General features: G+C 66.5%; 23 protein-coding genes. 9 read left to right on the plus strand and 14 right to left on the minus strand.

What is annotated here, in order from left to right:
- Positions 1-5 precede the first annotated feature (5 nt).
- The 3 genes from ACLSSQ_RS15660 to ACLSSQ_RS15670 all read left to right on the plus strand — a co-directional run bounded on the left by ACLSSQ_RS15660 (position 6) and on the right by ACLSSQ_RS15670 (position 2734).
- The gene (locus ACLSSQ_RS15660; protein ID WP_043798861.1) at positions 6-1403 is read left to right on the plus strand and encodes a S41 family peptidase; all 1398 of its coding nucleotides are present in this window, start codon (positions 6-8) and stop codon (positions 1401-1403) included.
- Between the two features lie 33 nt (positions 1404-1436).
- Positions 1437-1859: a hypothetical protein gene (locus ACLSSQ_RS15665; RefSeq protein WP_014236370.1), complete on the plus strand. Its 423-nt coding sequence runs from the start codon at positions 1437-1439 to the stop codon at positions 1857-1859.
- Between the two features lie 125 nt (positions 1860-1984).
- Positions 1985-2734, plus strand: coding sequence for a HesA/MoeB/ThiF family protein (locus ACLSSQ_RS15670; RefSeq protein WP_130459358.1), 750 nt, complete (start codon positions 1985-1987; stop codon positions 2732-2734).
- A 124-nt stretch (positions 2735-2858) separates the two neighbouring features.
- On the opposite strand, the gene ribD is transcribed toward ACLSSQ_RS15670, so the two are convergent.
- The 4 genes from ribD to ACLSSQ_RS15690 all read right to left on the minus strand — a co-directional run bounded on the left by ribD (position 2859) and on the right by ACLSSQ_RS15690 (position 6485).
- Positions 2859-3956: a bifunctional diaminohydroxyphosphoribosylaminopyrimidine deaminase/5-amino-6-(5-phosphoribosylamino)uracil reductase RibD gene (gene ribD / locus ACLSSQ_RS15675; RefSeq protein ID WP_416243196.1), complete on the minus strand. Its 1098-nt coding sequence runs from the start codon at positions 3954-3956 to the stop codon at positions 2859-2861.
- 15 nt (positions 3957-3971) lie between these two features.
- The gene (nrdR, locus tag ACLSSQ_RS15680; protein WP_043797837.1) at positions 3972-4451 is read right to left on the minus strand and encodes a transcriptional regulator NrdR; all 480 of its coding nucleotides are present in this window, start codon (positions 4449-4451) and stop codon (positions 3972-3974) included.
- A gap of 21 nt (positions 4452-4472) precedes the next feature.
- Complete coding sequence (gene glyA, locus ACLSSQ_RS15685) at positions 4473-5723, minus strand: serine hydroxymethyltransferase (RefSeq protein WP_014236366.1); 1251 nt, start codon at positions 5721-5723, stop codon at positions 4473-4475.
- A 111-nt stretch (positions 5724-5834) separates the two neighbouring features.
- Positions 5835-6485: a histidine phosphatase family protein gene (locus tag ACLSSQ_RS15690; protein WP_152090478.1), complete on the minus strand. Its 651-nt coding sequence runs from the start codon at positions 6483-6485 to the stop codon at positions 5835-5837.
- A 320-nt stretch (positions 6486-6805) separates the two neighbouring features.
- Between ACLSSQ_RS15690 and ACLSSQ_RS15695 the strand changes: the two genes are divergently transcribed.
- Together ACLSSQ_RS15695 and ACLSSQ_RS15700 are read left to right on the plus strand one after the other, a co-directional pair.
- Positions 6806-7393: a TRAP transporter small permease subunit gene (locus ACLSSQ_RS15695; RefSeq protein WP_014236364.1), complete on the plus strand. Its 588-nt coding sequence runs from the start codon at positions 6806-6808 to the stop codon at positions 7391-7393.
- Positions 7394-7395: 2 nt separating this feature from the next.
- Positions 7396-8862, plus strand: a complete 1467-nt coding sequence (locus tag ACLSSQ_RS15700) for a TRAP transporter large permease (RefSeq protein ID WP_416243197.1) — start codon at positions 7396-7398, stop codon at positions 8860-8862.
- A 140-nt stretch (positions 8863-9002) separates the two neighbouring features.
- Here the strand turns inward: ACLSSQ_RS15700 and ACLSSQ_RS15705 are convergent, their stop codons facing one another.
- The 3 genes from ACLSSQ_RS15705 to ACLSSQ_RS15715 form a co-directional block, all read right to left on the minus strand.
- Positions 9003-9803 (minus strand): response regulator, encoded by an 801-nt coding sequence (locus ACLSSQ_RS15705; protein ID WP_416243198.1) that lies wholly within the window; start codon positions 9801-9803, stop codon positions 9003-9005.
- Positions 9804-9885: 82 nt separating this feature from the next.
- Positions 9886-10461 carry a flavodoxin family protein gene (locus ACLSSQ_RS15710; RefSeq protein ID WP_130459362.1) on the minus strand — a complete coding sequence of 192 codons (576 nt, stop codon included), beginning with the start codon at positions 10459-10461 and terminating at the stop codon, positions 9886-9888.
- 71 nt (positions 10462-10532) lie between these two features.
- A complete protein-coding gene (locus tag ACLSSQ_RS15715) occupies positions 10533-11243 on the minus strand; it encodes a pirin family protein (RefSeq protein ID WP_152090477.1) in 711 nt (236 codons plus the stop codon).
- Positions 11244-11363: 120 nt separating this feature from the next.
- On the opposite strand from ACLSSQ_RS15715, the gene ACLSSQ_RS15720 reads away from it, so the two are divergent.
- Genes ACLSSQ_RS15720 through ACLSSQ_RS15735 form a run of 4 tightly spaced genes read left to right on the plus strand, consistent with a single transcriptional unit; the run spans position 11364 to position 16562 of the window.
- Entirely contained in the window at positions 11364-12275 is a 912-nt protein-coding gene (locus tag ACLSSQ_RS15720) for a LysR family transcriptional regulator (RefSeq protein WP_130459364.1), read from the plus strand.
- 38 nt (positions 12276-12313) lie between these two features.
- Complete coding sequence (gene dnaE, locus ACLSSQ_RS15725; RefSeq protein ID WP_416243199.1) at positions 12314-15769, plus strand: DNA polymerase III subunit alpha; 3456 nt, start codon at positions 12314-12316, stop codon at positions 15767-15769.
- Between the two features lie 48 nt (positions 15770-15817).
- The gene (locus ACLSSQ_RS15730; protein WP_416243200.1) at positions 15818-16072 is read left to right on the plus strand and encodes a hypothetical protein; all 255 of its coding nucleotides are present in this window, start codon (positions 15818-15820) and stop codon (positions 16070-16072) included.
- A 4-nt stretch (positions 16073-16076) separates the two neighbouring features.
- Positions 16077-16562, plus strand: coding sequence for a WbuC family cupin fold metalloprotein (locus ACLSSQ_RS15735; protein WP_416243201.1), 486 nt, complete (start codon positions 16077-16079; stop codon positions 16560-16562).
- A 53-nt stretch (positions 16563-16615) separates the two neighbouring features.
- On the opposite strand, the gene ACLSSQ_RS15740 is transcribed toward ACLSSQ_RS15735, so the two are convergent.
- The 7 genes from ACLSSQ_RS15740 to metG all read right to left on the minus strand — a co-directional run bounded on the left by ACLSSQ_RS15740 (position 16616) and on the right by metG (position 24564).
- Complete coding sequence (locus tag ACLSSQ_RS15740) at positions 16616-18634, minus strand: TonB-dependent copper receptor (protein ID WP_416243202.1); 2019 nt, start codon at positions 18632-18634, stop codon at positions 16616-16618.
- A 186-nt stretch (positions 18635-18820) separates the two neighbouring features.
- Positions 18821-19420: a peroxiredoxin gene (locus ACLSSQ_RS15745; RefSeq protein ID WP_014236354.1), complete on the minus strand. Its 600-nt coding sequence runs from the start codon at positions 19418-19420 to the stop codon at positions 18821-18823.
- Between the two features lie 120 nt (positions 19421-19540).
- Positions 19541-20134 carry a hypothetical protein gene (locus ACLSSQ_RS15750; protein WP_014236353.1) on the minus strand — a complete coding sequence of 198 codons (594 nt, stop codon included), beginning with the start codon at positions 20132-20134 and terminating at the stop codon, positions 19541-19543.
- 12 nt (positions 20135-20146) lie between these two features.
- Positions 20147-20434 (minus strand): acylphosphatase, encoded by a 288-nt coding sequence (locus tag ACLSSQ_RS15755; RefSeq protein ID WP_416243203.1) that lies wholly within the window; start codon positions 20432-20434, stop codon positions 20147-20149.
- Positions 20427-22094 carry a SulP family inorganic anion transporter gene (locus ACLSSQ_RS15760; RefSeq protein WP_416243204.1) on the minus strand — a complete coding sequence of 556 codons (1668 nt, stop codon included), beginning with the start codon at positions 22092-22094 and terminating at the stop codon, positions 20427-20429. Before ACLSSQ_RS15760 ends, ACLSSQ_RS15755 begins: the two co-directional genes overlap by 8 nt.
- On the minus strand, positions 22091-22363 hold the full coding sequence (locus tag ACLSSQ_RS15765; protein ID WP_109040418.1) for a hypothetical protein: 273 nt from the start codon (positions 22361-22363) through the stop codon (positions 22091-22093). Before ACLSSQ_RS15765 ends, ACLSSQ_RS15760 begins: the two co-directional genes overlap by 4 nt.
- A 71-nt stretch (positions 22364-22434) precedes the next feature.
- A complete protein-coding gene (metG, locus tag ACLSSQ_RS15770; RefSeq protein WP_416243205.1) occupies positions 22435-24564 on the minus strand; it encodes a methionine--tRNA ligase in 2130 nt (709 codons plus the stop codon).
- Positions 24565-24570 lie beyond the last annotated feature (6 nt).

Raw genomic sequence — 24570 nt, forward strand, 5'->3', positions numbered from 1 at the left:
TGAAGATGGGCAAGCCGTTGAAACAGGTGGGACTGATCGGGGTCGGCATGGTGGCCGGCATCCTGCTGTCGGTCCAGATTTCCGCCATCGCCGACAAGGAAACCCGGGCCGGGCTGCCCGTCGAGGAGCTGCGCACCTTCGCCGAAGTCTTCAACGCCATCAAGCAGGGCTATGTGGAGCCGGTGGAAGACAAGAAGCTGATCACCAATGCCATCTCCGGCATGCTCTCCAATCTGGACCCCCACTCCTCCTACCTGGATGCGGATTCCTTCAAGGAACTGCAGGTCGGCACCCAGGGCGAATTCGGCGGCCTCGGCATCGAAGTCGGCATGGAAGACGGCTTCGTCAAGGTGGTTTCCCCCATCGAGGACACCCCCGCCTTCCGCGCCGGGCTCAAGGCCGGCGACCTGATCGTCAAGCTGGACGACACCCCGGTCAAGGGCATGACCCTCTCCGACGCCGTCAAGCGCATGCGCGGCAAGCCCAAGACTCCCATCACCCTGACCATCGTGCGCAAGGGCGAGCAGAAGCCCATCGTCGTCACCCTGAACCGGGAAGTGATCAAGGTGCAGAGCGTCAAGTCCAAGCTGGTGGAACCGGGCTACGGCTACGTGCGCGTCACCCAGTTCCAGGAAAACACCGGCCCCTCCCTGGTCAAGCACCTCTCCGACCTGTACAAGGACGGCGCCCTCAAGGGCCTGGTGCTGGACCTGCGCAACGACCCGGGCGGCCTGCTCAACGGCGCCGTCGGCGTTTCCGCCGCCTTCCTGCCGGCCAAGGCCCTGGTGGTATCCACCGACGGCCGCACCCCGGACGCCAAGCACCAGTACTTCGCCAGCGCCGAGGACTACCTGCGCGGCAGCCGCGACGACTACCTGAAGAACCTGCCCGCCGAAGTGAAGAAGGTGCCCCTGGTAGTGCTGGTGAACGGCGGCTCCGCCTCCGCCTCCGAAATCGTCGCCGGCGCCCTGCAGGACCACAAGCGCGCCGTGGTGCTGGGCACCCAGACCTTCGGCAAGGGCTCGGTGCAGACCGTGCTGCCCCTGCCCGGCAACACCGCCATCAAGCTCACCACCGCCCGCTACTACACGCCCAACGGCCGCTCCATCCAGGCCAAGGGCATCGTGCCGGACATCAACGTGGAAGAGTCCGCCAACGGCGCCTCTCCGGAGCGCCTGCGGGAAGCCGACCTGGAACGCCACCTGATCAACGACAAGGAAAAGGAAGCCGCCGCGGCGCCCAAATCCAAGGATGGCAAGGCCAACGGCAAGAACAAGGGCAAGGAAGAGGATGAGAAGTCCGAACTGCCGGCGCCGGCCGAGTTCGCCTCCAAGAGCGACTACCAGCTGAACCAGGCCCTCAACCTTCTCAAGGGTCTGCAGATCATGCAGAATAAGCCGTAACGAGCCTAACAGCAGAACCTCGGGGAGAGGGCCATGAAACGAGTCGCCGCCAAGTTGTCGCGCCGTCTGGATACTCAAAAGAAGCGGGAAATCCTGTTTTCCCGCTTCCCCCCGGGGCAAGTGCCTGAAGCCGCCGATCTGCTGACCGGCCTGGAAAACCTGGACGCCGTGCCCGAGACGGAAAAGCGGGCCGTGGCCGTCGCCTACGACCTCACCGACTACACCTACCGGGGCCTGGAAGAAGGCCTGGTGGACCAGGGCTTCCACCTTGACAACACCCTCATGAGCAAGCTGATGCGGGCCCTCATCTACTATGTCGAGGAAACCCAGCTGCACAATCTGGAAGCGCCCGAACGGCCCCTCAAGTCCTCCTCCAAGGCCTACGCCCAGGCCTGGGAACGCCACCCCCACGGGGACCACGACGAAACCCCGCCCGAATGGCGGGAATACAAATAGGCCGCACCGGCCACGCCCCAGGGGCCGCGACAGCGGCCCCTTTATTTTGCCTCGCCGCGCACAGCGGCCCCTTTGTTTTGCCCCGCCGCCCCGACGGCCCTTTCGCCCCCGCCCAGCCCCTCGCCATGAACGACCAGCAACTGCTCCGCTACAGCCGCCACATCCTCCTCGACCCCATCGGCATCGAGGGCCAGGAACGCTTTCTCGCCGCCCGGGCCCTGGTCATCGGCGCCGGCGGCCTGGGCTCGCCGGCGGCGCTGTACCTGGCTGCTGCCGGCGTCGGCACCCTGGCCCTGGCCGACGGCGACACGGTGGACCTGACCAATCTGCAGCGCCAGATCCTGCACACGGAAGCCTCCGTCGGCCGGCCCAAGGCCGAATCCGGGCGGGACGCCCTGCAGCGCCTCAATCCGGAAACCCGGGTGGAAGTGATCGCCCGCCGCCTGGAAGGGGCGGACCTGGAGGCCGAAGTGGCCAAGGCCGACGTGGTGCTGGACTGCTGCGACAACTTCGCCACCCGCCACGCGGTGAACCGGGCCTGCGTCAAGCTGGGCAAGCCCCTGGTCTCCGGCGCCGCGGTGCGCTTCGACGGCCAGATCAGCGTCTTCGACACGCGCCAGCCCGGGGCACCCTGCTACCACTGCCTCTTTCCCGAAGGCGAGGACGTGGAGGAGGTGCGCTGCGCCACCATGGGCGTCTTCGCCCCCCTCACCGGCATCATCGGCACCCTGCAGGCGGCCGAGGCCCTTAAGCTGCTGGCCGGCTGCGGCCAGACCCTGGGCGGGCGGCTGCTGCTGCTCGACGCCCTGACCATGGAATGGCGCACGGTGCGCCTGCAGAAGGACCCGGGCTGCCCGGTATGCGGGAGCCGATGAAGGACTGCTGAAAGCACCAGGCCTGAAAGGCAATAGGGACGCCACTTTCCGCCGTGCATAGGCGAAGAATGGCGTCCCTATTGCCTTTCAGTGACGCTGTATTTGGGGAATATCCGCCGCCGGCTCAGGCCAGGCGGGCCAGGATGCGCAGGTCGCCGCCCACCTGGCGCAGGTCGTGCCACCGCAGGCGTTGCTGCTGCTCCAGGGAGGTCAGCTCGGGCAGGCCGAAGAGACCCAGGGCCGGGTTGCCCAGCAGGGTCGGTGCCAGGTAGAGCAGCAGTTCGTCCACCAGCCCGGCGGCCAGCAGGGCGCCGTTGAGGCCGGCACCGCCTTCCACGTGCAGTTCATTGATGCCCCGCCGCCCCAGCTCCAAGAGCAGGGCGGCCAGATCCACCCGGCCGGCGGCGTCGGGCAGCAGCAGCACTTCGGCACCCTGGGCCGCCAGGGCCGCGGCCTTGGCTGGGTCCGGGTTGGCGGTGGCGATGAGGACCGGGCGGCCGTCCAGCAGACGGGCCGTGGGCGGGGTTTGCAGGCGGCTGTCCACCACCACCGGGCGGGGCTGGCGCTCCGTGTCGACGCCGCGCACGTTGAGTTGGGGATCGTCGGCCAGCACGGTGCCGCTGCCGCTGAGGATGGCACAGGCCCGGGCCCGCCAGCGATGGCCGTCCTGGCGCGCCTCGGCCCCGGTGATCCACTGGCTCTGGCCGTTGGCCAGGGCCGTCCTGCCGTCCAGGCTGGAAGCGGCTTTCAGGCGCACCCAGGGGCGCCCTCTGGTCATGCGGGAGACGAAACCGATGTTGAGTTCCCGGGCCTCATTGGCCAGCACGCCGGCACAGACTTCGATACCTGCCTGGCGCAGGATGTCCAGGCCGCGGCCGGCCACCAGGGGATTGGGGTCTTCCATGGCCACCACCACCCGGACAACGCCGGCGGCCACCAGGGCCTCGGCGCAGGGTGGGGTGCGGCCGTGGTGGCTGCAGGGCTCCAAAGTGACGTAGGCGGTGGCGCCCCGGGCGGCTTCGCCGGCGGCGCGCAGGGCATGGACTTCGGCATGGGGTTCGCCGGCCCGCACATGCCAGCCCTCGCCGACGACGACGCCGTCCCTGACCAGGACACAGCCGACCCGGGGATTGGGGGAGGTGGAGAACAGCCCCTGTTCGGCCAGGGCCAGGGCCCGGGCCATGTGGGCGTGGTCGGCAGCGGTGCCGGGGGCGGCGGGCATGAGATGAGGGGAGAATTACTCGTCGCGGGGGCGACGCACAGGCTTGCCCGGGGTCACTTCGCGCACGGCGTGGGAGAACTCGTCCACGTCCTCGAAGTTGCGATAGACCGAGGCAAAGCGGACGTAGGCGATCTTGTCCAGCTTCTTCAGTTCCCGCATCACCATCTCGCCCACCTTTTCGGAGGGGATTTCCCGCTCGCCCAGGGCCAGCAGTTTTTCTTCGATGCGGGTAATGGCGCCGTCCACCGCCTCGGTGGTCACGGGCCGCTTGCGCAGGGCCAGCCACAGGCTGGCGGAGAGCTTGTCCCGGTTGTAGTCCACCCGGGAGCCGTTTTTCTTGACCACCTGGGGCAGGCGGATTTCCGCCCGCTCATAGGTGGTGAAACGCTTGTCGCAGTTGAGGCAGCGGCGGCGGCGGCGCACGATGTCGCCGTCTTCGTTGATGCGGGTGTCCACCACCGTGGTGTCCATCGCTCCGCAGAAGGGGCATTTCATCGCTGCGCCGCCTTGGCCGTCTTACTTGCCGTAGACCGGGAACTTGGCGCAGAGGGCGGCCACCTTGGCGCGCACTTCGGCCAGCTTGGCTTCGTCGTTCGGCGCGTCGAGCACGTCGGCCACCAGGTGGGCGATCTGCTCGGCTTCGATCTCGGTGAAACCGCGGCTGGTCATGGCCGGGGAACCGATACGGATGCCGGAGGTGACGAAGGGCTTTTCCGGGTCGTTGGGAATGCCGTTCTTGTTCACGGTGATGTGAGCCTTGCCCAGGGCGGCTTCGGCTTCCTTACCGGTGATCTTCTTGGCGCGCAGGTCGATCAGGAAGACGTGGGACTCGGTACGGCCGGAAACGATGCGCAGGCCGCGCTCCTCGCCCAGGACCTTGGCCATGACGCGGGCGTTGTTGATCACCTGCTCCTGGTACTTCTTGAACTCGGGGGACGCAGCTTCCTTGAAAGCCACGGCCTTGGCGGCGATGACATGCATCAGGGGGCCGCCCTGGAGGCCGGGGAAGATGGCGGAGTTGAGGGCCTTCTCGTGCTCGGCCTTCATCAGGATGACGCCGCCGCGGGGGCCGCGCAGGGTCTTGTGGGTGGTGGAGGTGACCACGTCGGCGAAGGGCACCGGGTTGGGGTAGTAGCCGGCGGCGATGAGGCCGGCATAGTGGGCCATGTCCACCCAGAAGATGGCGCCGACTTCCTTGGCGATCTTGGCGAAGCGCTCGAAGTCGATGCGCAGGGCGTAGGCGGAGGCGCCGGCGACGATGATCTTCGGCTTGTGCTCGCGGGCCAGGGCTTCCATCTTGTCGTAGTCGATCTCTTCCTTCTCGTTGAGACCGTAGGAGACGACGTTGAACCACTTGCCGGACATGTTCAGGGCCATGCCGTGGGTGAGGTGGCCGCCTTCGGCCAGGCTCATGCCCATGATGGTGTCGCCGGGCTTGGCGAAGGCCATCAGCACGGCCTGGTTGGCCTGGGAACCGGAGTTGGGCTGCACGTTGGCGGCTTCGGCGCCGAACAGCTTCTTCAGGCGCTCGATGGCCAGCTGCTCGGCCACGTCCACGTATTCGCAGCCGCCGTAGTAGCGCTTGCCGGGGTAGCCTTCGGCGTACTTGTTGGTCAGCTGGGAGCCTTGGGCTTCCATGACCGCGTTGGAGACGTAGTTTTCGGAGGCGATCAGTTCGATGTGCTCTTCTTGGCGACGATTTTCATCTTCGATCGCCTTCCAGAGTTCGGGGTCCACTTTCGCCAGGGTGTCGTTTGCGGAGAACATCGGTGCTGCCTCTCAAGCCGTTGAAAAAGGCGGAAATTGTATCATGCCAACCCCCGCCGCCACCCCTCCCGGGGAAAACCCTGCCCCAATTTGGGGCGCCGCCCGGCAGAGTCAGCCCGGCAGCTCGTCCAGGGCGCCGTCTTCCAGGTGCCGGGTGCAGCTCCACTGGACGATGCGCCAGCCGGCCCCGTCCCTTTCCAGCCAGGTGATGCCGGCATTGGGGATGGTGAAATCCCGGGGCGCCGCCAGGGGGCGTCCGCGCACGTGGCGGTTGATGACGTCCAGCACCCCGCCGTGACACACCAGCACCACCGTTTCGCCCCGGTGTTCCGCCGCCAGGGCCTCCAGGCAGCGGCTGACCCGGGCGGAAAAGTCCTCCAGACTCTCCCCCTGGGGAATGGGCAGCTCCGGCTGGCGCGCCTCGAAGGCCGCATAGGCGCCCGGATGCTGCTGCCGCGCCTCGTCGTAGGTGAGCCCTTCAAAAATGCCGTAGCTGCGCTCCCGCAGGGCCGGCCGCAGGCACACGGGGCGCCCCAGATGGGCGGCGATGGCCTCCGCCGTGACCCGGGCCCGGGCCAGGTCGCTGCTGTACACCGCCGTCACCGTGCCGGCCTCGGTCGCCAGACGCCGGGCCGCGGCCCGGGCCTGGCGCAGCCCGGTGGGATTGAGGCCGATGTCGAGATGGCCCTGGATGCGCCGGTCGGCATTCCAGAAAGTCTCGCCGTGGCGAATGACGCAGATGCGGGTGGGGGCTTTGACCATCGACGGCTCCGGCAACACAGGGCAAAAACCAGGGTTTTAGCAGACCCGGCGGCAGAAGGGAAACAGGCCGTCAAAATGCCAGCGTCACCGGCCGGAAAGCCGCTGCCGGCTAGGGTTTCCACCAATGGCCCGCCCCCGGCCCCTGTGCCACAATCGCCGCGCAATTTGTGGGATTGGGCACCCGGCCGCCACCAACGAGGCCAGGACACCTCCCGCAAGACTCGGGCAGACGCGCTGCACGCCTGCCCTGGCCACAAGCCGAAATACAAGCGATGGGCCCAAGAAGCCCGGCATTTTCGACATCTCTGGAGGAACCAACCGTGACCTTTCTGCTCAGCGTCTCCCGCGGGATCGACGCCCTCAACGAGCGCGTCGGCAAAGCCGTGATCTGGCTGGTGCTGCTCATGACCATTCTCAGCGCCGGCAACGCCGTGATGCGCTACACCATCAATTACAGTTCCAACGGTCTGCTGGAAATCCAGTGGTACCTCTTCGCCGTGATCTTCCTCTTCAGCGCCGGCTACACCCTGCTGCGCAACGAGCACGTGCGCATCGACGTCGTGGCGGGCAAGTTCTCCCCCCGCGGCCAGGCCTGGATCGACATCATCGGCACCCTGCTGTTCCTGATGCCCATGGCCGTCCTGATCATGTACCTGTCCTGGCCCATCTTCATGAATGCCTGGGACTCCGGTGAAATGTCCTCCAACCCCGGCGGCCTGATCCGCTGGCCGGCCCGCCTGATGATTCCCGTCGGCTTCCTGCTGCTGGTGCTGCAGGGCCTCTCCGAACTGATCAAGCGCATCGCCTTCCTGCGCGGCCTGATCGCCAACCCCGCTGAAAAGCACAAAGGCCCCTCCGCCGAAGAAGAACTGGCGGCCGCAATCAAGGCCAAGAAAGGCGAGGCATAACCATGGAATTCCTGATCAACAACATGGCGCCGGTAATGTTCGGCGCCCTCGTCCTGTTCCTCCTCTTCGGCTACCCGGTGGCCTTCGCCCTGGCCGCCAACGGCATGGTCTTCGGCTTCATCGGCATGGAACTGGGCCTGCTCCACCCGGCCCTGTTCCAGGCCCTGCCGGAGCGGGTCTTCGGCATCATGGCCAACGACACCCTGCTGGCCATTCCCTTCTTCACCTTCATGGGCCTGGTGCTGGAGCGCTCGGGCATGGCGGAGGATCTGCTCGACACCATCGGCCAGCTCTTCGGCCCCATGCGCGGCGGCCTGGCCTACGCGGTGATCTTCGTCGGCGCCCTGCTGGCGGCCACCACCGGCGTGGTGGCGGCTTCGGTGATCTCCATGGGCCTCATTTCCCTGCCCATCATGCTGCGCTACGGCTACGACAAGCGCCTGGCCTCGGGCGTCATCGCCGCCTCCGGCACCCTGGCCCAGATCATCCCGCCCTCCCTGGTGCTGATCATCATGGCCGACCAGCTGGGCAAGTCTGTGGGCGACATGTACGAAGGCGCCATGGTCCCCGGCCTGATCCTGACCAGCCTGTATGTGGGCTACGTCGCCATCCTCACCATCATCAAGCCCAATGCCGCCCCGGCCCTGCCCCTGGAAGCCCGCTCCCTGCGCGGCGCCAAGCAGCTGATGCGGGTACTGACCTCCCTGGTGCCGCCCCTGGTGCTGATCTTCCTGGTGCTGGGCACCATCTTCATGGGCATCGCCACCCCCACCGAGGGCGGCGCCATGGGTGCCAGCGGCGCCCTGATCCTGGCCCTGATGCGCAAGCGGCTGTCTGTCTCCCTGCTCAAGCAGGCCATGGACACCACCGCCAAGCTGTCCTCCTTCGTGGTCTTCATCCTGGTGGGTTCCACGGTGTTCGGCCTGGTCTTCCGGGCGGTGAACGGCGACCTGTGGGTGGAACACCTGCTGACCTCCCTGCCGGGCGGCCAGCTGGGCTTCCTCATCGTGGTGAACATCCTGGTCTTCGTCCTGGCCTTCTTCCTGGACTTCTTCGAACTGTCCTTCATCATCGTGCCCCTGCTGGGACCGGTGGCGGAAAAGCTGGGCATCGACCTGATCTGGTTCGGCGTGCTGCTGGGGGTGAACATGCAGACCTCCTTCATGCACCCGCCCTTCGGCTTCGCCCTGTTCTACCTGCGTTCCGTGGCCCCGGCCTCGATCAAGACCACCGATATCTACTGGGGCGCCGTGCCGTTCGTGTGCATCCAGATCATCATGGTGGCCCTCATCATCATCTTCCCGGGCATCGTCAGCTACGGCGATCCGGCCCACCGGGCCCCGACCCAGCAGGAATCCGAAGCCATGGACCTCAACTCCCTGATGCAGCAGCAGGAGGGAGAAGGCGGAGGCTCCGGCGAAGAGGGTCAGAACGAACTGCTCAAGCAGCTGCAGCAGAACAGCAACTGAGCCCAGGTTCATCCCTAGCTTGTGCCCGCCGGCAACCCCGGCGGGCTTTTTTTCGCCCGCCTCCGGCCATTCCGCCGAACGAGCGGCAATAAAAAAGGGAGCCGCAGCTCCCTTTTCGCTTCAGGCCGGAGAACCCCGGCTCAGCCCCACATGGCCCGCTCGATCAGACCCTTGACCGTCTTGGGGTCGAAGGGCTTGTCGCAGATGGCGGAAACGCCGGCCTGCTCCACCGCGGCCAGGCGGCTCATATTGGATTCGCTGGTGACCATCAGCACCGGCACGGTGGCCTGCCAGCTCTGCTGGCGGATGTATTCCACCAGGGCCTTGCCGTCCATTTCCGGCATGTTGTAGTCGGTCAGCACCAGATCCACCATGGTTTCGCCGAGCACGGACACCGCCTCCTTGCCATTGCTGGCTTCGAGGAAGTTCTCGATGCCCAGGTTCTCCAGGATGTGGCGCAGGAATTTGCGGGACACCGGGCTGTCATCCACGATCAGCACCTTCAGGCTTTCCAGGTCCACCGGCACTTCCAACTGGCCTTCCGGCTCCAGGTAGTCGATCACCGCGCGCAGGGCGGTGAGCAGCTGCTTTTCGCTGAAGGGCTTGGGCAGGATGCTGCAGGCGCCGGACTGGCGGATGGGGTCCAGCACCTTGGGCCGGGTTTCGCTGGAAATGAGCACGAAGGGCAGCATTTCCAGGTCATCGTCGGCGCGCATGGCGTAGACCAGCTCGGTGCCGGTCATGTCCGGCAGATACATGGCGCTGATGACCACGGAAGGCTTGGACCGGCGCAGCAGGGCCAGGGCATCGGCGCCGCTGGCGGCGATCTGCATGTTGGCGACGCCCAGGTTGCGCAGGAACTGGCCGACGATATGGGCCTGGGTGTGGGACGGTTCCACCAGCACGACCGAGAGGTCGGCGACGGAAGAAATCATGTGCATGGGGCTCCCCTCCTTCTATTGTGCCGGCCACTATAGCAAAAACCCCGGCGCGAAGCCGGGGCCGGAGTGGAGCGGAGGCGGCTTACTGCTTGCCGCGGACGAAACGCAGGGTGGTGGCGGCCACCCGGGCGCCGTAGAGGCGGGCCGTTTCCAGGTCGCCGGCAGGAGGCGCCACGTCGGGGCCGACGTCGGAGTCGGACTGGGCCATGGCGCCGTAGGAAGCGCCCATGCGGTTCACGTCGTTGCGCTGGGCCTTGGAACTGTTGGCCGGCAGCAGCCCCAGGCTGACCCAGATCATGCCGTGCTGCAGGGCCAGGGTGGCGAGGGCGCCCAGGGTGCCCTGCTTGTCGCCGTTGAGGGAGGCGGAGTTGGTGAAGCCGCCGGCCACCTTGTCCTGCCAGGCCCGGGTGAACCAGGCCTTGGAGGAAGCGTCGGCGAATTCCTTGAACTTGGCGGAGGGGCCGCCCATGTAGGTGGGGGCACCGAAGATGATGCCATCGGCCCCATCCAGGTCGGCCCAGGGCACGGCGGCGATGTCGTCCAGGGCCACCAGCTGGGCGCTGGCGCCGGCCACCTCATTGACGCCGGCGGCGACGGCGGCGGCCTGCTTGGCGGTGTGGCCGTAGCCGCTGTGATACACGATGGCGATCTTTGCCATGAAACGCTCCTTCAGTCTGTCGGGGGTTGGGAAGTTGGGAATGGGAAATCAGGATCAACGGCAGGCAACGCTCAGGCCGCAGGCGGCAGATCGAAGAGAAGGAACTCCCCCGGCTCGGCACCGCCCTGGAAGGCCAGTTCGGATTCGTCGGCAATCTTGGCGCCGTCGCCGGCGGCCAGAGCCACGCCGTTGAGGCTGACCTGGCCGCGGATGACATGGACGTAGGCCAGACGGCCGGGCGCCAGGGCGTGGCGCACCGCCTCGGCCGGCCCCAGGTGGGCCGCCAGCAGCAGGGCGTCCTGCTGGATCACGGCGCTGCCGTCGCGGCCGTCCGGCGAAGCCACCAGCACCCACTGGCTGGCATTGTCCGGCGTGAACAGCCGGTGCTGGTCGTAGCTGGCCCTGCCGCCCTTGAGGGCCGGCTCGATCCAGATCTGCAGCAGATGGGTTTCCTCATCGGCAGAAGGGTTGAACTCGCTGTGCAGCACGCCTTTGCCGGCACTCATGCGCTGCACCTCGCCGCGGCGGATGATGCCGCCGTTGCCCAGGCTGTCCTTGTGCTCCAGGGCGCCGGAGAGAATGTAGGTGACGATTTCCATGTCCCGGTGGCCGTGCATGGGAAAGCCGGTGCCCGGCGCCACCCGGTCCTCGTTGATCACCCGCAGCGCGCCCCAGCCCATTTCCCGGGGATCGTAGTAGTCGGCGAAGGAAAAGCTGTGTTTGGCCTGGAGCCAGCCGTGATCGGCCTGGCCCCGGGCGTCGGACGGACGTAGCTGGATCATGTCGGGCTCCTTGGCAAGAAGTATTGTTCATTTGCATTCATGGGTTGAAGCCATACTAAGCAATGGATTAGAGTGATTCCAGCGAAATGAACTCACCGATTCATTCAATTTCCTTCACCTATGCGCATCTCCCTCGACGCCCTGCAGATCCTCGACGCCATCGACACCCAGGGCTCCTACGCTGCCGCCGCCAGCCGCCTGCACCGGGTGCCCTCGGCCCTCTCCCACGCCATGCAGAAGCTGGAGGGGGAGCTGGGGGTGGAACTGTTCGAGAAGAGCGGCCGCCGCGCCATCCTCACCGCCGCCGGCCGCACCCTGCTGGAGGACGGCCGCCATCTGCTGCGCGCCGCCCTGGAGCTGGAGTCCCGGGTGAAGCGGGTGGCCACCGGCTGGGAAACGGAGCTGTCCATCGCGGTGGACTCGGTCATCCCCGGCGAGCGCCTCTATCCCCTGCTGCAGCGCTTCTACGACGAAGGCCACGGCACCCGCCTGCGCCTCTCCTACGAAGTCCTGGGGGGCTGCTGGGACGCCCTGACCACGGGCCGGGCCGACCTGGTGATCGGTGCCCCCGGCGACATGCCGGCCCGGGGCGGCATCGCCACCCGGCCCCTGGGCACCATGGAGCTGGTATTCACCATGGCCCCCGGTCATCCCCTGAGCACGGTGCCCGAGCCCATCCCGGCCCACGAACTGGCCCGGTACCGGGCCGTGGTGCTGGCCGACACTTCCCGGGAACTGGCCGCCCGCACCAGCGGCCTGCTGGAAGGCCAGGACGCCCTGCGGGTGCCGGACATGCAGAGCAAGGCGGCGGCCCAGGCCGCCGGTCTTGGCGTCGGCCACCTGCCGCCCTGGCTGGTGGCGCGGGAAGTGGCGGCAGGCCGCCTGGTCACCAGGACCCTGGCCGAACCCAAGGGCAGCACCCCGCTCCACATTGCCTGGCGCCCCTCCCACGAGGGCCGTGCCCTGGCCTGGTTCCTGGCGGCCCTGGAGGACCGGGAGCTGTGCCAGGCCCTGACCGAGGGTCTGGCGTAAAGGGGGAAGCCGGCCCCCGGCTGGGGTAAAATTCCCGGATGACCGATCCCCGCTTCGTCCATCTCCGCCTCCACAGCGAATACTCCATCACCGACGGCATCGTCCGCCTCGACGACGCCGTGGCCCGCGCCATCGCCGACGGCCAGCCGGCCATGGCCCTCACCGACTTGGCCAACGCCTTCGGCCTGGTGAAGTTCTACAACGCCTGCCGCGGCAAGGGCGTCAAGCCCGTCGCCGGCGCCGACGTGTGGATCGCCAACGAAACCGAGACCGACCGCCCCTTCCGCCTGCTGCTGCTGGTGCGCAGCCACCGGGGCTACCTGCAGCTGTGCGAACTGCTGTCCCGGGCCTACCTGGCCGAAGGCCGGCGGGACCGGGCCGAGATCAAGCGGGCCTGGTTCGACGAAGTGGGCTGCGACGGCCTCATCGCCCTCTCCGGCGCCAAGGACGGCGACGTGGGCGACGCCCTCCTGGCCGGCAACCGGGACCTGGCGGCGGCCCGGGCCAAGGCCTGGAGTGCCCAGTTCCCCCAGGCCTTCTACCTGGAAGTGCAGCGGGCCGGCCATCCCCAGCAGGAGCAGCTGGTGTCGGCCACCGCCGACCTCGGCGCCGACCTGGAACTGCCCCTGGTGGCCACCCACCCGATCCAGTTCCTCGACGCCGACGACTTCAAGGCCCACGAGGCCCGGGTCTGCATCGCCGAGGGCTATGTCCTGGGCGACCGGCGCCGCCCCAAGACCTTCACCGAACAGCAGTATTTCAAGACCCAGGCGGAAATGGCGGAGCTTTTCGCCGACCTGCCCGAGGCCCTGGAAAACACGCTGGAAATCGCCAAGCGCTGCAACCTGACCCTGACCCTGGGCAAGAACTTCCTGCCCCAGTTCCCCACCCCCGACGGCATCTCCCTGGATCAGCACCTCATCAACGAGGCCAAGGCCGGCCTGGAGAAGCGCCTGGAACTGCTGTTCCCGGACCCGGAGGAGCGGCAGCGACGGCGCCCGGAGTACGACGAGCGCCTGGAAATCGAGACCAAGACCATCGTGCAGATGGGCTTCCCCGGCTACTTCCTGATCGTGGCCGACTTCATCAACTGGGGTAAGCACAACGGCGTCCCCGTGGGCCCGGGCCGGGGTTCCGGCGCCGGCTCCCTGGTGGCTTACAGCCTGGGCATCACCGACCTGGACCCGCTGCAGTACGCCCTGCTGTTCGAGCGCTTCCTCAACCCCGAGCGGGTCTCCATGCCCGACTTCGACATCGACTTCTGCCAGGACAACCGCTGGCGCGTGATCGAGTACGTGCGCCACAAGTACGGCGTCGATGCGGTGTCCCAGATCGCCACCTTCGGCACCATGTCCTCCAAGGCGGTGATCCGGGACGTGGGCCGGGTGCTGGACCTGCCCTACAACTTCTGCGACTCCCTCTCCAAACTCATTCCCGTTGAGGCCAACAAGCCCGTCTCCCTGGCCCAGGCCCTGGAAATGGAGCCCCAGCTGAAGGAGAAGATGGAGGAGGAAGAGGAAGTGGCTGAGCTGTTCGAGCTGGCCATGAAGCTGGAGGACTTGACCCGCAACGTGGGCATGCACGCCGGCGGCGTGCTGATCGCCCCGGGCAAGCTCACCGACTTCTGCCCCCTCTACGCCCAGCCCGGCTCCGACTCGGTGGTCAGCCAGTACGACAAGGACGACGTGGAAAAGGTCGGCCTGGTGAAATTCGACTTCCTCGGCCTGCGCAACCTGACCATTATCGAGCTGGCCGTGGAGTACGTGGAACGACTCACCGGCGAAAAGCTGGACCTGCTCTCCCTGCCCTTCACCGACCCCGCTGCCTACCAGATTCTCAAGGACGCCAACACCACGGCGATCTTCCAGGTGGAATCGGAGGGCATGAAGAAGCTGCTGAAGAAGCTGGCCCCCGACCGCTTCGAAGACATCATCGCCGTGCTGGCCCTGTACCGTCCCGGCCCCCTGGGCTCGGGCATGGTGGACGACTTCATCCTGCGCAAAAAGGGCCAGCAGAAGATCGACTATTTCCACCCGGACCTGAAGGGCTGCCTGGACCCCACCTACGGGGTGATCGTGTACCAGGAACAGGTGATGCAAATCTCCCAGATCATCGGCGGCTACACCCTGGGCGGCGCCGACATGCTGCGCCGGGCCATGGGCAAGAAAAAGGCCGAGGAAATGGCCAAGCACCGGGAGACCATTGCCGAAGGGGCGAAGAAGAAGGGCTACGACCCGGCCCTGGCCGAACAGCTGTTCGACCTCATGACCAAGTTCGCGGAGTACGGCTTCAACAAGTCCCACACCGCCGCCTACGCCATGGTCACCTACCACACCGCCTGGCTCAAGGCCCACCACTGCTCGGCCTTCATGGCGGCCACCATGTCCTCGGACATGGACAACACGGACACCGTGAAAATCTTCTACGAAGACACGGTAAAAAACGGCATCAAGGTGCTGCCGCCGGACGTGAACCACTCCGACTACCGCTTCGTGCCGGTGGACGGCAAGACCATCCGCTACGGCCTGGGGGCGGTGAAGGGCACCGGCCAGCAGGCGGTGGAGTGCATCCTCGCCGCCCGCGCCGAAGGCGGCCCCTTCAAGGACCTCTTCGACTTCTGCCTGCGGGTGGACAAGCGCCTGGTGAACCGCCGCACCATCGAAGCCCTGATCCGCGCCGGCGCCTTCGACACCCTGGACCCGAGCCGGGACCGGGCCCAGCTCATCGCCTCCGTCAGCATCGCCATGGAAGCGGCCGACCAGGCCGAGCGCAACGCCCACCAGGGCGGCCTCTTCGAGATGTTCGGCAGCGGCGACGACGCCGTGGCCGAAGCGCCCCAGTACGTCAGCGTCCGCCCCTGGAGCGACAAGCAGCGCCTGCTGGAAGAAAAGACCGCCCTCGGCTTCTTCTATTCCGGCCATCCTTTCGACAGCATCCGCAGCGAAGCCAAGCGCTTCGCCGGCCGCCCCCTGAGCGCCCTGGCTCCGGCACGGGAGCCCCAGACCCTGGCCGGCGTGGTCATGGACCTGCGGGTGAAGATGACCAGCCGGGGCCGCATGGGCATCATCATCCTGGACGACGGCTCCTGCCCGTCGCTGGAGGTGACGGTCTACAGCGAGGTCTTCGATGCCCACCGCAACAAGCTGAAGGTGGACGAACCCCTGATCATCGAAGGCAAGGTGAGCAAGGACGACTTCCGCGACGGCCTGCGCATCGTTGCCGAGAATCTCTACACCCTGCCCGAAGCCCGCACCCGCTTCGCCCGCCAGTTGCGCCTGTCGATGAACGGCCAGGCCGATGCGCGCAAGCTGCAGGAACTGCTCACCCCCTTCCGCATGGAAGGCGGCTGCCCGGTGCGCATCGCCTACCGCAACGGCGAAGCCCAGTGCGAGCTGATCCTGGGCGAAGGCACCCGGGTGCGGCCGGACGACGACCTGCTGCAAACCCTGCAGGACTGGCTCAGCCCCGCCGGCGTCGAACTGCAGTACCACTAACCCATGGCCCGGCCGGGCCATGCTTCCCCCACTCCTGAGGAGCCTGCCATGAACTGCAAACCCCTTCTCGTCGCTGCCCTGACACTGGCCCTGGCCGCCTGTTCCAAGGTCACCCTGGAAAACTACGGCAAGCTGAAAATGGGCCAGAAGTACGAGGAAGTGACGGCCATCATCGGCGAGCCCAGCCACTGCGACGAAACCCTGGGGGTGCGCTCCTGCGCCTGGGGCAGCGAACAGCAGGGCATCACCGTCAATTTCTTCGGCGGCCAGGTGGTCCTGCTCTCCGCCCGCAACCTGAAGTAGGCCCATGTCCGTCCGCCTCATCGACGGCGCCCTGCTGGCGGAGGTGGCGGCTGAAGCCCAGGCCTCGCCGCGGCTGCGCAAGAACCGCAACTTCCATCCCCGGGACGACTACCCGGGCCACCGCCTGCTCAACGCCCTGGAACCGGGCTCCTACGTGCCGCCCCACCGCCATCTCGACCCCAACAAGGACGAAACCATGGTGGTCCTCAGCGGCCGCCTGGGCCTGGTGACCTTCGACGGGCAGGGCACCATCACCGGCACCGCCATGCTGGCCCCGGGCAGCCACACCCTGGGCGTGGATATCCCCCACGGCACCTGGCATTCCGTCCTGGCCCTCTGCCCGGGCACCGTCTTCCTCGAAGCCAAGTCCGGCCCCTACCTGCCCCTCACCGGCGACGAACTGGCCCCCTGGGCCCCGACGGAAGGCCAGATGGACGCGGCTGCCTACCAGGCCACCCTGGCCCGCCTCTTCGCCACCCCGGCGAACTAAAAAAAAGGCCCGCTGGGGAGCGGGCCTGAACTTTCGAGAGGTGGTACAGGAACTCAGTCGAGGGCGATCTGGGCCTTCAGCCAGAAGGTGCGCCCGGGTTCGTTGATACGTAGCGTCGACGCACCAAGGTAGCCGGCAATGTCGGAACCGCCCTTGGACAGATGCTCGGCATAAACCTTGTCGAACAGGTTATCCACGCCGGCACTGAGCAGGGCCTTCTTGTTGGGGCGATAGCCGGCGTTGAGGGAGAAGACGCCGAAGCCGCCGCTGCGTCCCAGATCCTTGCCGTTGGAAACGATGTTGCCGGAACCCACGTCGTAGCGGTCCTGGGCCGAAACGAGCCGGGCCAGGGCACCGACGGAATAGGTCTTGTCGTCATAGGACAGGCCGACCCGCAGCTCCAGGGGCGGCTGCTGGGCCAGGGGCTTGTCGTCCGTATCGTTGCTGCCGCGCACGTAAGCCAGGGTGCCGTAGCCCTTCCAGGCGGAATTGAACTGGTAGGCCAGGTCGGCTTCGCCGCCGTAGATGGTGGCATCCACATTGCGCGTCACCGCCGTGCCGACCCAGCGGATCAGCAGGTAGTCCTGCACCTTGCTGTAGAAGCCGGAGACCGCACCGCTCCAGGGACCGTTGCGATAGTTGGCGCCCACGTCCAGCTGGGTGGTCTTTTCCGGCTTGACGTCGAGGAAGACGCTGGTGGCCGGCGCCAGGGGATTGCCCTTGCCCCGCTCCCAGAAATCGGCGGTCCGGCCAGCATGGCCCAGGCCGGCGTACCAGGTGCCGGCCCCCTTGGCAAAGTCGTTCTCGTAACGCAGGAAACCGCTGCCCAGGGTCTCCTTGTCGGTCTTACCCCGGGTGATGCTGGTGGCGCGCTTGTCCTGCACCTCATGCCAGTCCACACGCAGGCCGCCGATGACACGGCGATCCTCGGCCAGCAGGTGGGTGGCTTCGCTGAACAGGCCATGCTGCTTGAAGATCATGTCCTCGGCCCAGGCCTTGGACTGGTAGCTCGTTTCAGCCGCCGCGGCGCTCATCATGGACATGCCGGAACGGAAGCGGTGGGTGTCTTCCTTCTGGTCCACGCCGATGGTGACCTTGGTGCTATCGCCGGGAGCCAGAGTGACAGAGAAGCGGCTGCCCAGGGTTTTGCGGTCCGGATTGCTGACCATGTAGCTGGATGCCGGCGGCTTGGTGCGCAGACTGTAGTTGTCCATCACGTGGTCCACGTAGTTGTAGTAGGCCAGGGCCTCCACCTTGTCCACCAGGGCGGAAAGCTTGCGCTTCTCGAACTTCAGGGCCACGTTCTCCCGGGCGAACTTGGAGCCGTCCATGGAGCGGTCGGCGTAGGCCGCCTCGCCGTCGCTGCGGGCCAGGGACAGTTCCATGCGGGTGTTGTCGTCCGGCGTCAGGCCAATGGCTGCATTGTTGCTCCAGCGGGTGTAGCGGGAGTGCACGGTGTTGCCGTTGCCATCCTTGTAGTCGTCCGAATCGGCCCGGGTCGCCCCGGCCTGGACGTAGAAGTTGCCGTTGCCGGCCCGGATGTCGGCCATCTGGTCGTTGCGGCCGAAGCTGCCGAAGGTGAGGCTGCCATTGGCCTTCCAGCCGGCTTCGCGGAAGCGCTTGATGTCCTTCCCGAACAGCACCACCCCGGCCGACTGGCCGGCGCCGTAGAGCACGCTCTGCGGGCCCTTGAGCACCGTCACGCGGTCGTAGGATTCGGGATAGACATAGGCCGTCGGCGGATCCATGCGGCCGCCGCAGCCGCCGTAGATTTCCTGGCCGTCCAGGAGGATGCCCAGGCGGGAGCCGGAAAAGCCCCGCAGCACCGGGTCACCGTCGGTGCCGCCCTTGCGGATGACGGAAAAGCCCGGGATGGTCTTGAGGAAGTCGGCACCGTCGTGGGCCGGCAGCGGCTGGCGCGGGGCCTTGGGGTCGGTGACGACCTTGAGCGGCTCCTCCATGCGCGGGGCGGTGACGACCACGGTGTCGAGGGTGGTGCCGTCTTCAGCGACGGCCACCAGTGGAAATGCGAGAAAAATGGCCAGACTGAGCTGGCTAGGCATGAACTGCATGATGCTCCCCTGAGATGTTATTGACTGCTTTTCAGGGGTGGGATTCTGGCGGCAGCGGCGCCGGGTGGGAATGTGACACGGTGTCGCACCGAAGTGGTGCCAGGCCATCTGCACGCCCTGCACCATAAAAAAAGCCACCGTTGCCGGTGGCTTTTCGGGCGACGCCCCGGAGGGCGGACGCAGGACTCAGAGAGCCTCGGCGTTCTCGGCCAGGTACTTGGCGACGCCCTCGGGGCTGGCGGTCATACCCTTCTTGCCCTTGTTCCAGCCGGCGGGACAGACTTCGCCGTGCTCTTCGGTAAATTGCAGGGCGTCCACCATGCGCAGCATCTCGTCGATATTGCGACCCAGGGGCAGGTCGTTCACCACCTGGTGGCGCACCACGCCGGCCTTGTCGATCAGGAAGGAGCCGCGGAAAGCGACGCCGGGCGCAGCTTCCACGTCGTAGGCCTGACAGATTTCATGCTTGATGTCGGCCACCAGGGGATAGCCGACCTGGCCGATGCCGCCCTTCTCGACGGGAGTGTTCTTCCAGGCCAGGTGGGTGAACTGGGAGTCGATGGAGCAGCCCACCACTTCGACGCCGCGCTGCTTGAATTCGGCCAGGCGATGGTCGAAGGCGATCAGTTCGGAGGGGCAGACGAAGGTGAAGTCCAGGGGGTAGAAAAAGAGGACGGCGTACTTGCCCTTGATGTGCTCGGAAAAGGTCACTTCCTTGATTTCGTTGTTGCCGAGGACGGCCAGGGCTTTGAAATCGGGGGCTTGTTTACCGACGAGAACGGCCATTGTTTTTCTCCTGAATGACGGGGATGGGGGAATCGGGATCGGGGTCTGAGCCCCAGGCCGGACGCCATGGTTGGCGCCCGTGCCAGCGCTTTTCGAATCTAACCGAGGGTCAGGACGCTGTCAATTTCGCGCCAGGTAGGGCTCGAAGCCCGGCAACAGACCGATGGCCCGGGCCGGCAGGGGTTCGGGCACCAGGCTGCCCTGGAATACCGCCTCGATCACCGGCGGCTCCCGCCAGGGCTGGTCCATGAAGGTCAGTCCGGCCTCTTCCACCAGGGTGCCCGCCCAGTAGGCCCGGGAAATCTCGCCCAGGGTATCCAGATCCAGGTTGTGGGGCAGATGCAGGTAATCGATCCAGTTGGCGTCGTGGTAGGAGCAGGTATAGGCCCCCCGGGTGGTGACCCGGGTCAGCAACTTGCCGAAGACCCGGCCGGGATGCTTGTTGCGGTAGTTCTCCGCGTCGGTGCGGGTGGCAAAGAGGAACTGGGCGTGCAGGCGGGAGGGATAACGCTCGAAACTGCGCTGGCGGAAAAACTCCAGGTTGTATTCGGCGAAGTAGTTGTGCACCAGCTGGGGATTTATGCCGGAGGGAAAGACGGTGCGCGGCTCGGCATGGGGGCCGCCGCTCTGGAAATCCCATCCCGGCAAGGACTCCTCCGGCTCTAGCCAGACATAGAGTTCGAGGGGGGCGGCGCCGCGCAGGAGATTATCCATGACGGCATTGTGTCAGAGGCTGGGGCGCTGTTCAAAACCTTCTGTCGGATCGGCTTCCGGCGCGGCTTCCAGGATCTCCACCCCGCTCACCCGGGCGGCCGGCGGTCCCTGGGTGGCCCAGGCCAGCAGTCCGGCCACCGCCTCGGCTTCGCCCCAGGCCAGGGCCTCCACCGAACCGTCGCTGCGGTTGCGCACCCAGCCCCTCAGCCCCAGGCCTTGGGCCTCGCTGCAGAGGGACCAGCGAAAGCCGACACCCTGCACCAGGCCGCGCACCCGCAGCCGCACCGCCCGTTCAGGCATGGGACGGGGAGCCTCCTGCCTCATCCCGGGGCAGCAGGATGGCGGCCCGCTGCCAGGCCTCGGCCAGGCTGTCCACCAGGTTGTCCGTCCCCACGTCGTCGGCAAAGCCGGAGCGGGACACTAGGGAACCGGGCTGGGCATTGAGCCCGGCCAGGATCAGGCAGCCACCCCGCTTGGCCAGCATGCGCTGCAGGGCCTCCAGGGTGTCCAGGCCGGTGGTGTCCAGGTTGATCACCTGGTGCAGGTCCAGGATCAGCACCTGGGTGCCCTGGGCATGCTGGTCCAGCAGGGTCTGCAGCTTGCCCACGGCGCCGAAGAAGAGGGAGCCGTAGAGACTGTAGGCCGCCACCGGCTGGCCCGCCGCCCAGTCGGGCAGGCTCAGGGGCGCCACCTTGGTCAGCTCGGACATGCGGTAGATGAAGAAGAGGGAAGCCAGCACCATGCCGATCTCCACCGCCAGGGTCAGGTCGAAGACCACGGTGATGAAGAAGGTGGAAAGGAGGATGGCCCGGTAGTTCATGGAGTAACGGGGCAGTTCCTTGAACTCGTGCCACTCGCCCATGTTCCAGGCCACCACCATGAGGATGGCGGAGAGGGTGGCCAGGGGCACGTCGCTGGCCAGGGGGGCCGCCACCAGCACCACCGCCAGCAGGGTCAGGGCGTGCACCATGCCGGCCACCGGAGTACGGCCGCCGGCCCGCACATTGGTGCTGGTGCGGGCGATGGCGCCGGTGGCGGCAAAACCGCCCACCAGGGGAGCCACCACATTGGCGACGCCCTGGGCCAGCAGTTCCTGGTTGGGATCGTGGCGGTCGTCGATCTGGCTGTCAGCCACCCGGGCCGACAGCAGGGATTCGATGGCTCCCAGCAGGGCAATGGTGATGGCCGGGGAAATGAGGTTGCGCAGGGTGGACAGGGTCAGCTCGGGAAAGGCGAAAGCCGGCAGGGACTGGGGAATGCCGCCGAAGCGGCTGCCGATGGTCTCCACCGGGAATTCGAGCAGGGACTGGGCCACCGTGCCGGCGATGAGCACTGCCAGGGGGCCGGGCAGCTTGCCCAGCAGCGGTACCTTGCCGGCGATGCGCTTGTTCCAGACCACCAGCAACACCAGGGAGGCGGAGGCCAGGGCCAGGGTGGGCAGGTCCGTATGGGGCAGGTTGGCGGCCAGCACCTTCATCTTGGCGAAGAACTCGGCCGGCAGGGCCTCCATGTCCAGGCCCAGGAATTCCTTGATCTGGCTGATGAAGATGAGCACGGCAATGCCGTTGGTGAAGCCGATCACTACCGTGACCGGAATGAAACGGATCAGGGCACCCAGCCGGGCCAGACCCATGCCGATGAGAATCAGCCCCGCCAGCATGGTGGCGATGAGCAGGTTGGCCAGGCCGTACTGGGCGACGATGCCGTAGACGATGACGATGAAGGCGCCGGTGGGGCCGCCGATCTGTACCCGGGAGCCGCCCAGGGCGGAGATGAGGAAACCGGCGACGATGGCCGTCCAGATACCCGCTGCCGGGTCCACGCCGGAAGCGATGGCAAAGGCCATGGCCAAAGGCAGGGCGAGTACGCCCACGGTGAGGCCTGCCGACACGTCGCGCCCGAACTGGGCCCGGTCGTAATCAGGCAGGCAGTCCAGGAGCTTCGGTCGGAAGGCGCTCATTGCTGTTCTGTGCTGTCTTGTGTGGGAACCTGATTCAGGGTCTCGCGCAGAATCCGGGCGGCAGCCCAGAGCATGAGACCCAGACCGGCGATAGTACTGAGGAGTGCTTCCCCGGTAGTCGTGGGGAAGTTGCGGAAAAACAGGGGTTCCTTACCCGCGAGGTAGGCCAGGCCCACCGCGAACGCCACCATCCCGGCCACGTCCAGGAGGGCGTAGCCGAGGATCGGCAGGGTCAGGGAAAAGCGGCGTTTGCCTTGGGGCAGGATCATGGCGCTAGACTAGGGCGTGGGGCTGACACAGAACTTACAGTCACTAATATCGGCGGCTTTAGATCGTCCGGTTATTTTACCCGCATCCCGGGCTGGGCGCCGGAATCGGGCGACAGGATGTAGAGGCCGCCGGTCTTGCCTTCCGGATCGGAGGCAGCCAGTACCATGCCTTCGGACATGCCGAACTTCATCTTGCGCGGTGCCAGGTTGGCCACCATCACCGTCAGGCGGCCCACCAGGGCGGCCGGATCGTAGGCGGACTTGATGCCGGCGAAGACCTGGCGCGGCTTCTCCTCGCCGATATCCAGCTGCAGGCGGATCAGCTTGTCGGCGCCTTCCACATGGCTGGCGTCCACGATCTTGGCGATGCGCAGGTCCACCTTCATGAAGTCGTCGATGGAAATGTGGGGGCCGGTCTCGGCGGCGGCCTGGGCCACCTGGGCTTCCTTCTGCTGCTTTTCGGCGTGGCGCTGCTGGGAATGCTCGGCGCCCTTCTCCGCAGCCTTGGCCGGGGCAGCAGCAACGGCAGGCGCCAGGGATGCCTTGTTGGCCTCAACCAGGGCTTCCACCAGCTTGGGGTCGATGCGGGTCATGAGGTGCTCGTAGGGCTGGATGGCGTGGCCGGCGGCCAGCACGGCATTGACGTCGTCCCAGGCGAAGGGGGCGACGTTGAGGAAGGCGGCCACCTTGTCGGCCAGCACCGGCAGCACCGGCTTCAGCAGCACGGTGAGCAGGCGGAACAGGTTCAGCGCATTGGTGCAGGCGGCGTGCAGGGCCGCGTCCTGGCCTTCCTGCTTGGCCAGTTCCCAGGGCTTCACCGTGTCCACGTACTGGTTAACGCCATCGGCCAGGGCCATGATTTCCCGCAGGGCACGGCCGAATTCCCGGTTCTCGTAGTATTCGGCGATGCGCGGGGCCGCTTCCCGGATGGCGGCGTAGGGGGCCAGGGACTGGTCGGCCACGGCCAGCTGGCCGTTGAAGCGCTTGGCGATGAAGCCGGCGGCGCGGCTGGCGATATTCACGTACTTGCCCACCAGGTCGGAATTCACCCGGGCGGTGAAGTCGGGCAGGGACAGGTCGATGTCTTCCAGGGTATTGGTCAGCTTGGCGGCGAAGTAGTAGCGCAGCCATTCCGGGTTGAGGCCCTGCTTGAGATAGCTTTCGGCGGTGATGAAGGTGCCGCGGGACTTGGACATCTTCTGCCCGTCCACGGTGAGGAAGCCGTGGGCGAAGACCTTGGTCGGGGTGCGGAAGCCGGCCTGCTCCAGCTCGGCGGGCCAGAACAGGGCGTGGAAGTAAAGGATGTCCTTGCCGATGAAGTGGTACAGCTCGGCTTTCGAATCCTTGCTCCAGTATTCGTTGAAATCCAGGCCCTGCTTCTCGCACAGATTGGCGAAGGAGCCCATGTAGCCGATGGGGGCGTCGAGCCAGACGTAGAAGTACTTGCCGGGGGCGCCAGGGATCTCGAAACCAAAATAGGGCGCGTCCCGGGAGATGTCCCAGTCGGTGAGCTTGTTCTCGCCCTCGGCCCCCAGCCACTCCTGCATCTTGTTGGCGGCTTCCGGCTGCAGGCGGCCCTCTTCCCGGGTCCAGCGGCGCAGGAAATCCTGGCAGCGGGGATCGGAAAGCTTGAAGAAATAATGGTCGGACGAACGCATTTCCGGCTTGGCACCGGAGACGGCGGAGTACGGGTCCTTCAGGTCGTTGGGGGTGTAGGCGGCACCGCAGACCTCGCAGTTGTCGCCGTACTGGTCCTTGGCGCCGCACTTGGGGCACTCGCCCTTGATGAAGCGGTCCGGCAGGAACATCTCTTTCACCGGATCGTAGAACTGCTCGATGGAGCGCACCTCGATAAGGCCGGCCGCCTTCAGCTTGCCGTAGATGTCTTCAGCGCAGCGGCGGGTTTCCGGGGTGTTGGTGGAATAGTAGTTGTCGAAACCCACCAGGAAGCCGGCGAAGTCCCGCGTATGCTCGCCGTAGACCCGCTCGATCAGGGCTTCCGGGGTGATGCCTTCGTTTTGGGCCCGCAGCATGATGGGGGTGCCGTGGGTGTCGTCGGCGCAGACGTACCAGCAGTCGTGGCCCCGCATTTTCTGGAAGCGCACCCAGATGTCGGTCTGGATGTACTCCACCAGATGGCCCAGGTGGATGGAGCCGTTGGCGTAGGGCAGTGCGGAGGTGACGAGGATCTTGCGCTTCATGGGGGA

It is taken from the genome of Azospira sp. APE16, assembly GCF_047901315.1.
GTDB classification, from domain to species: Bacteria; Pseudomonadota; Gammaproteobacteria; order Burkholderiales; family Rhodocyclaceae; genus Azospira; species Azospira oryzae.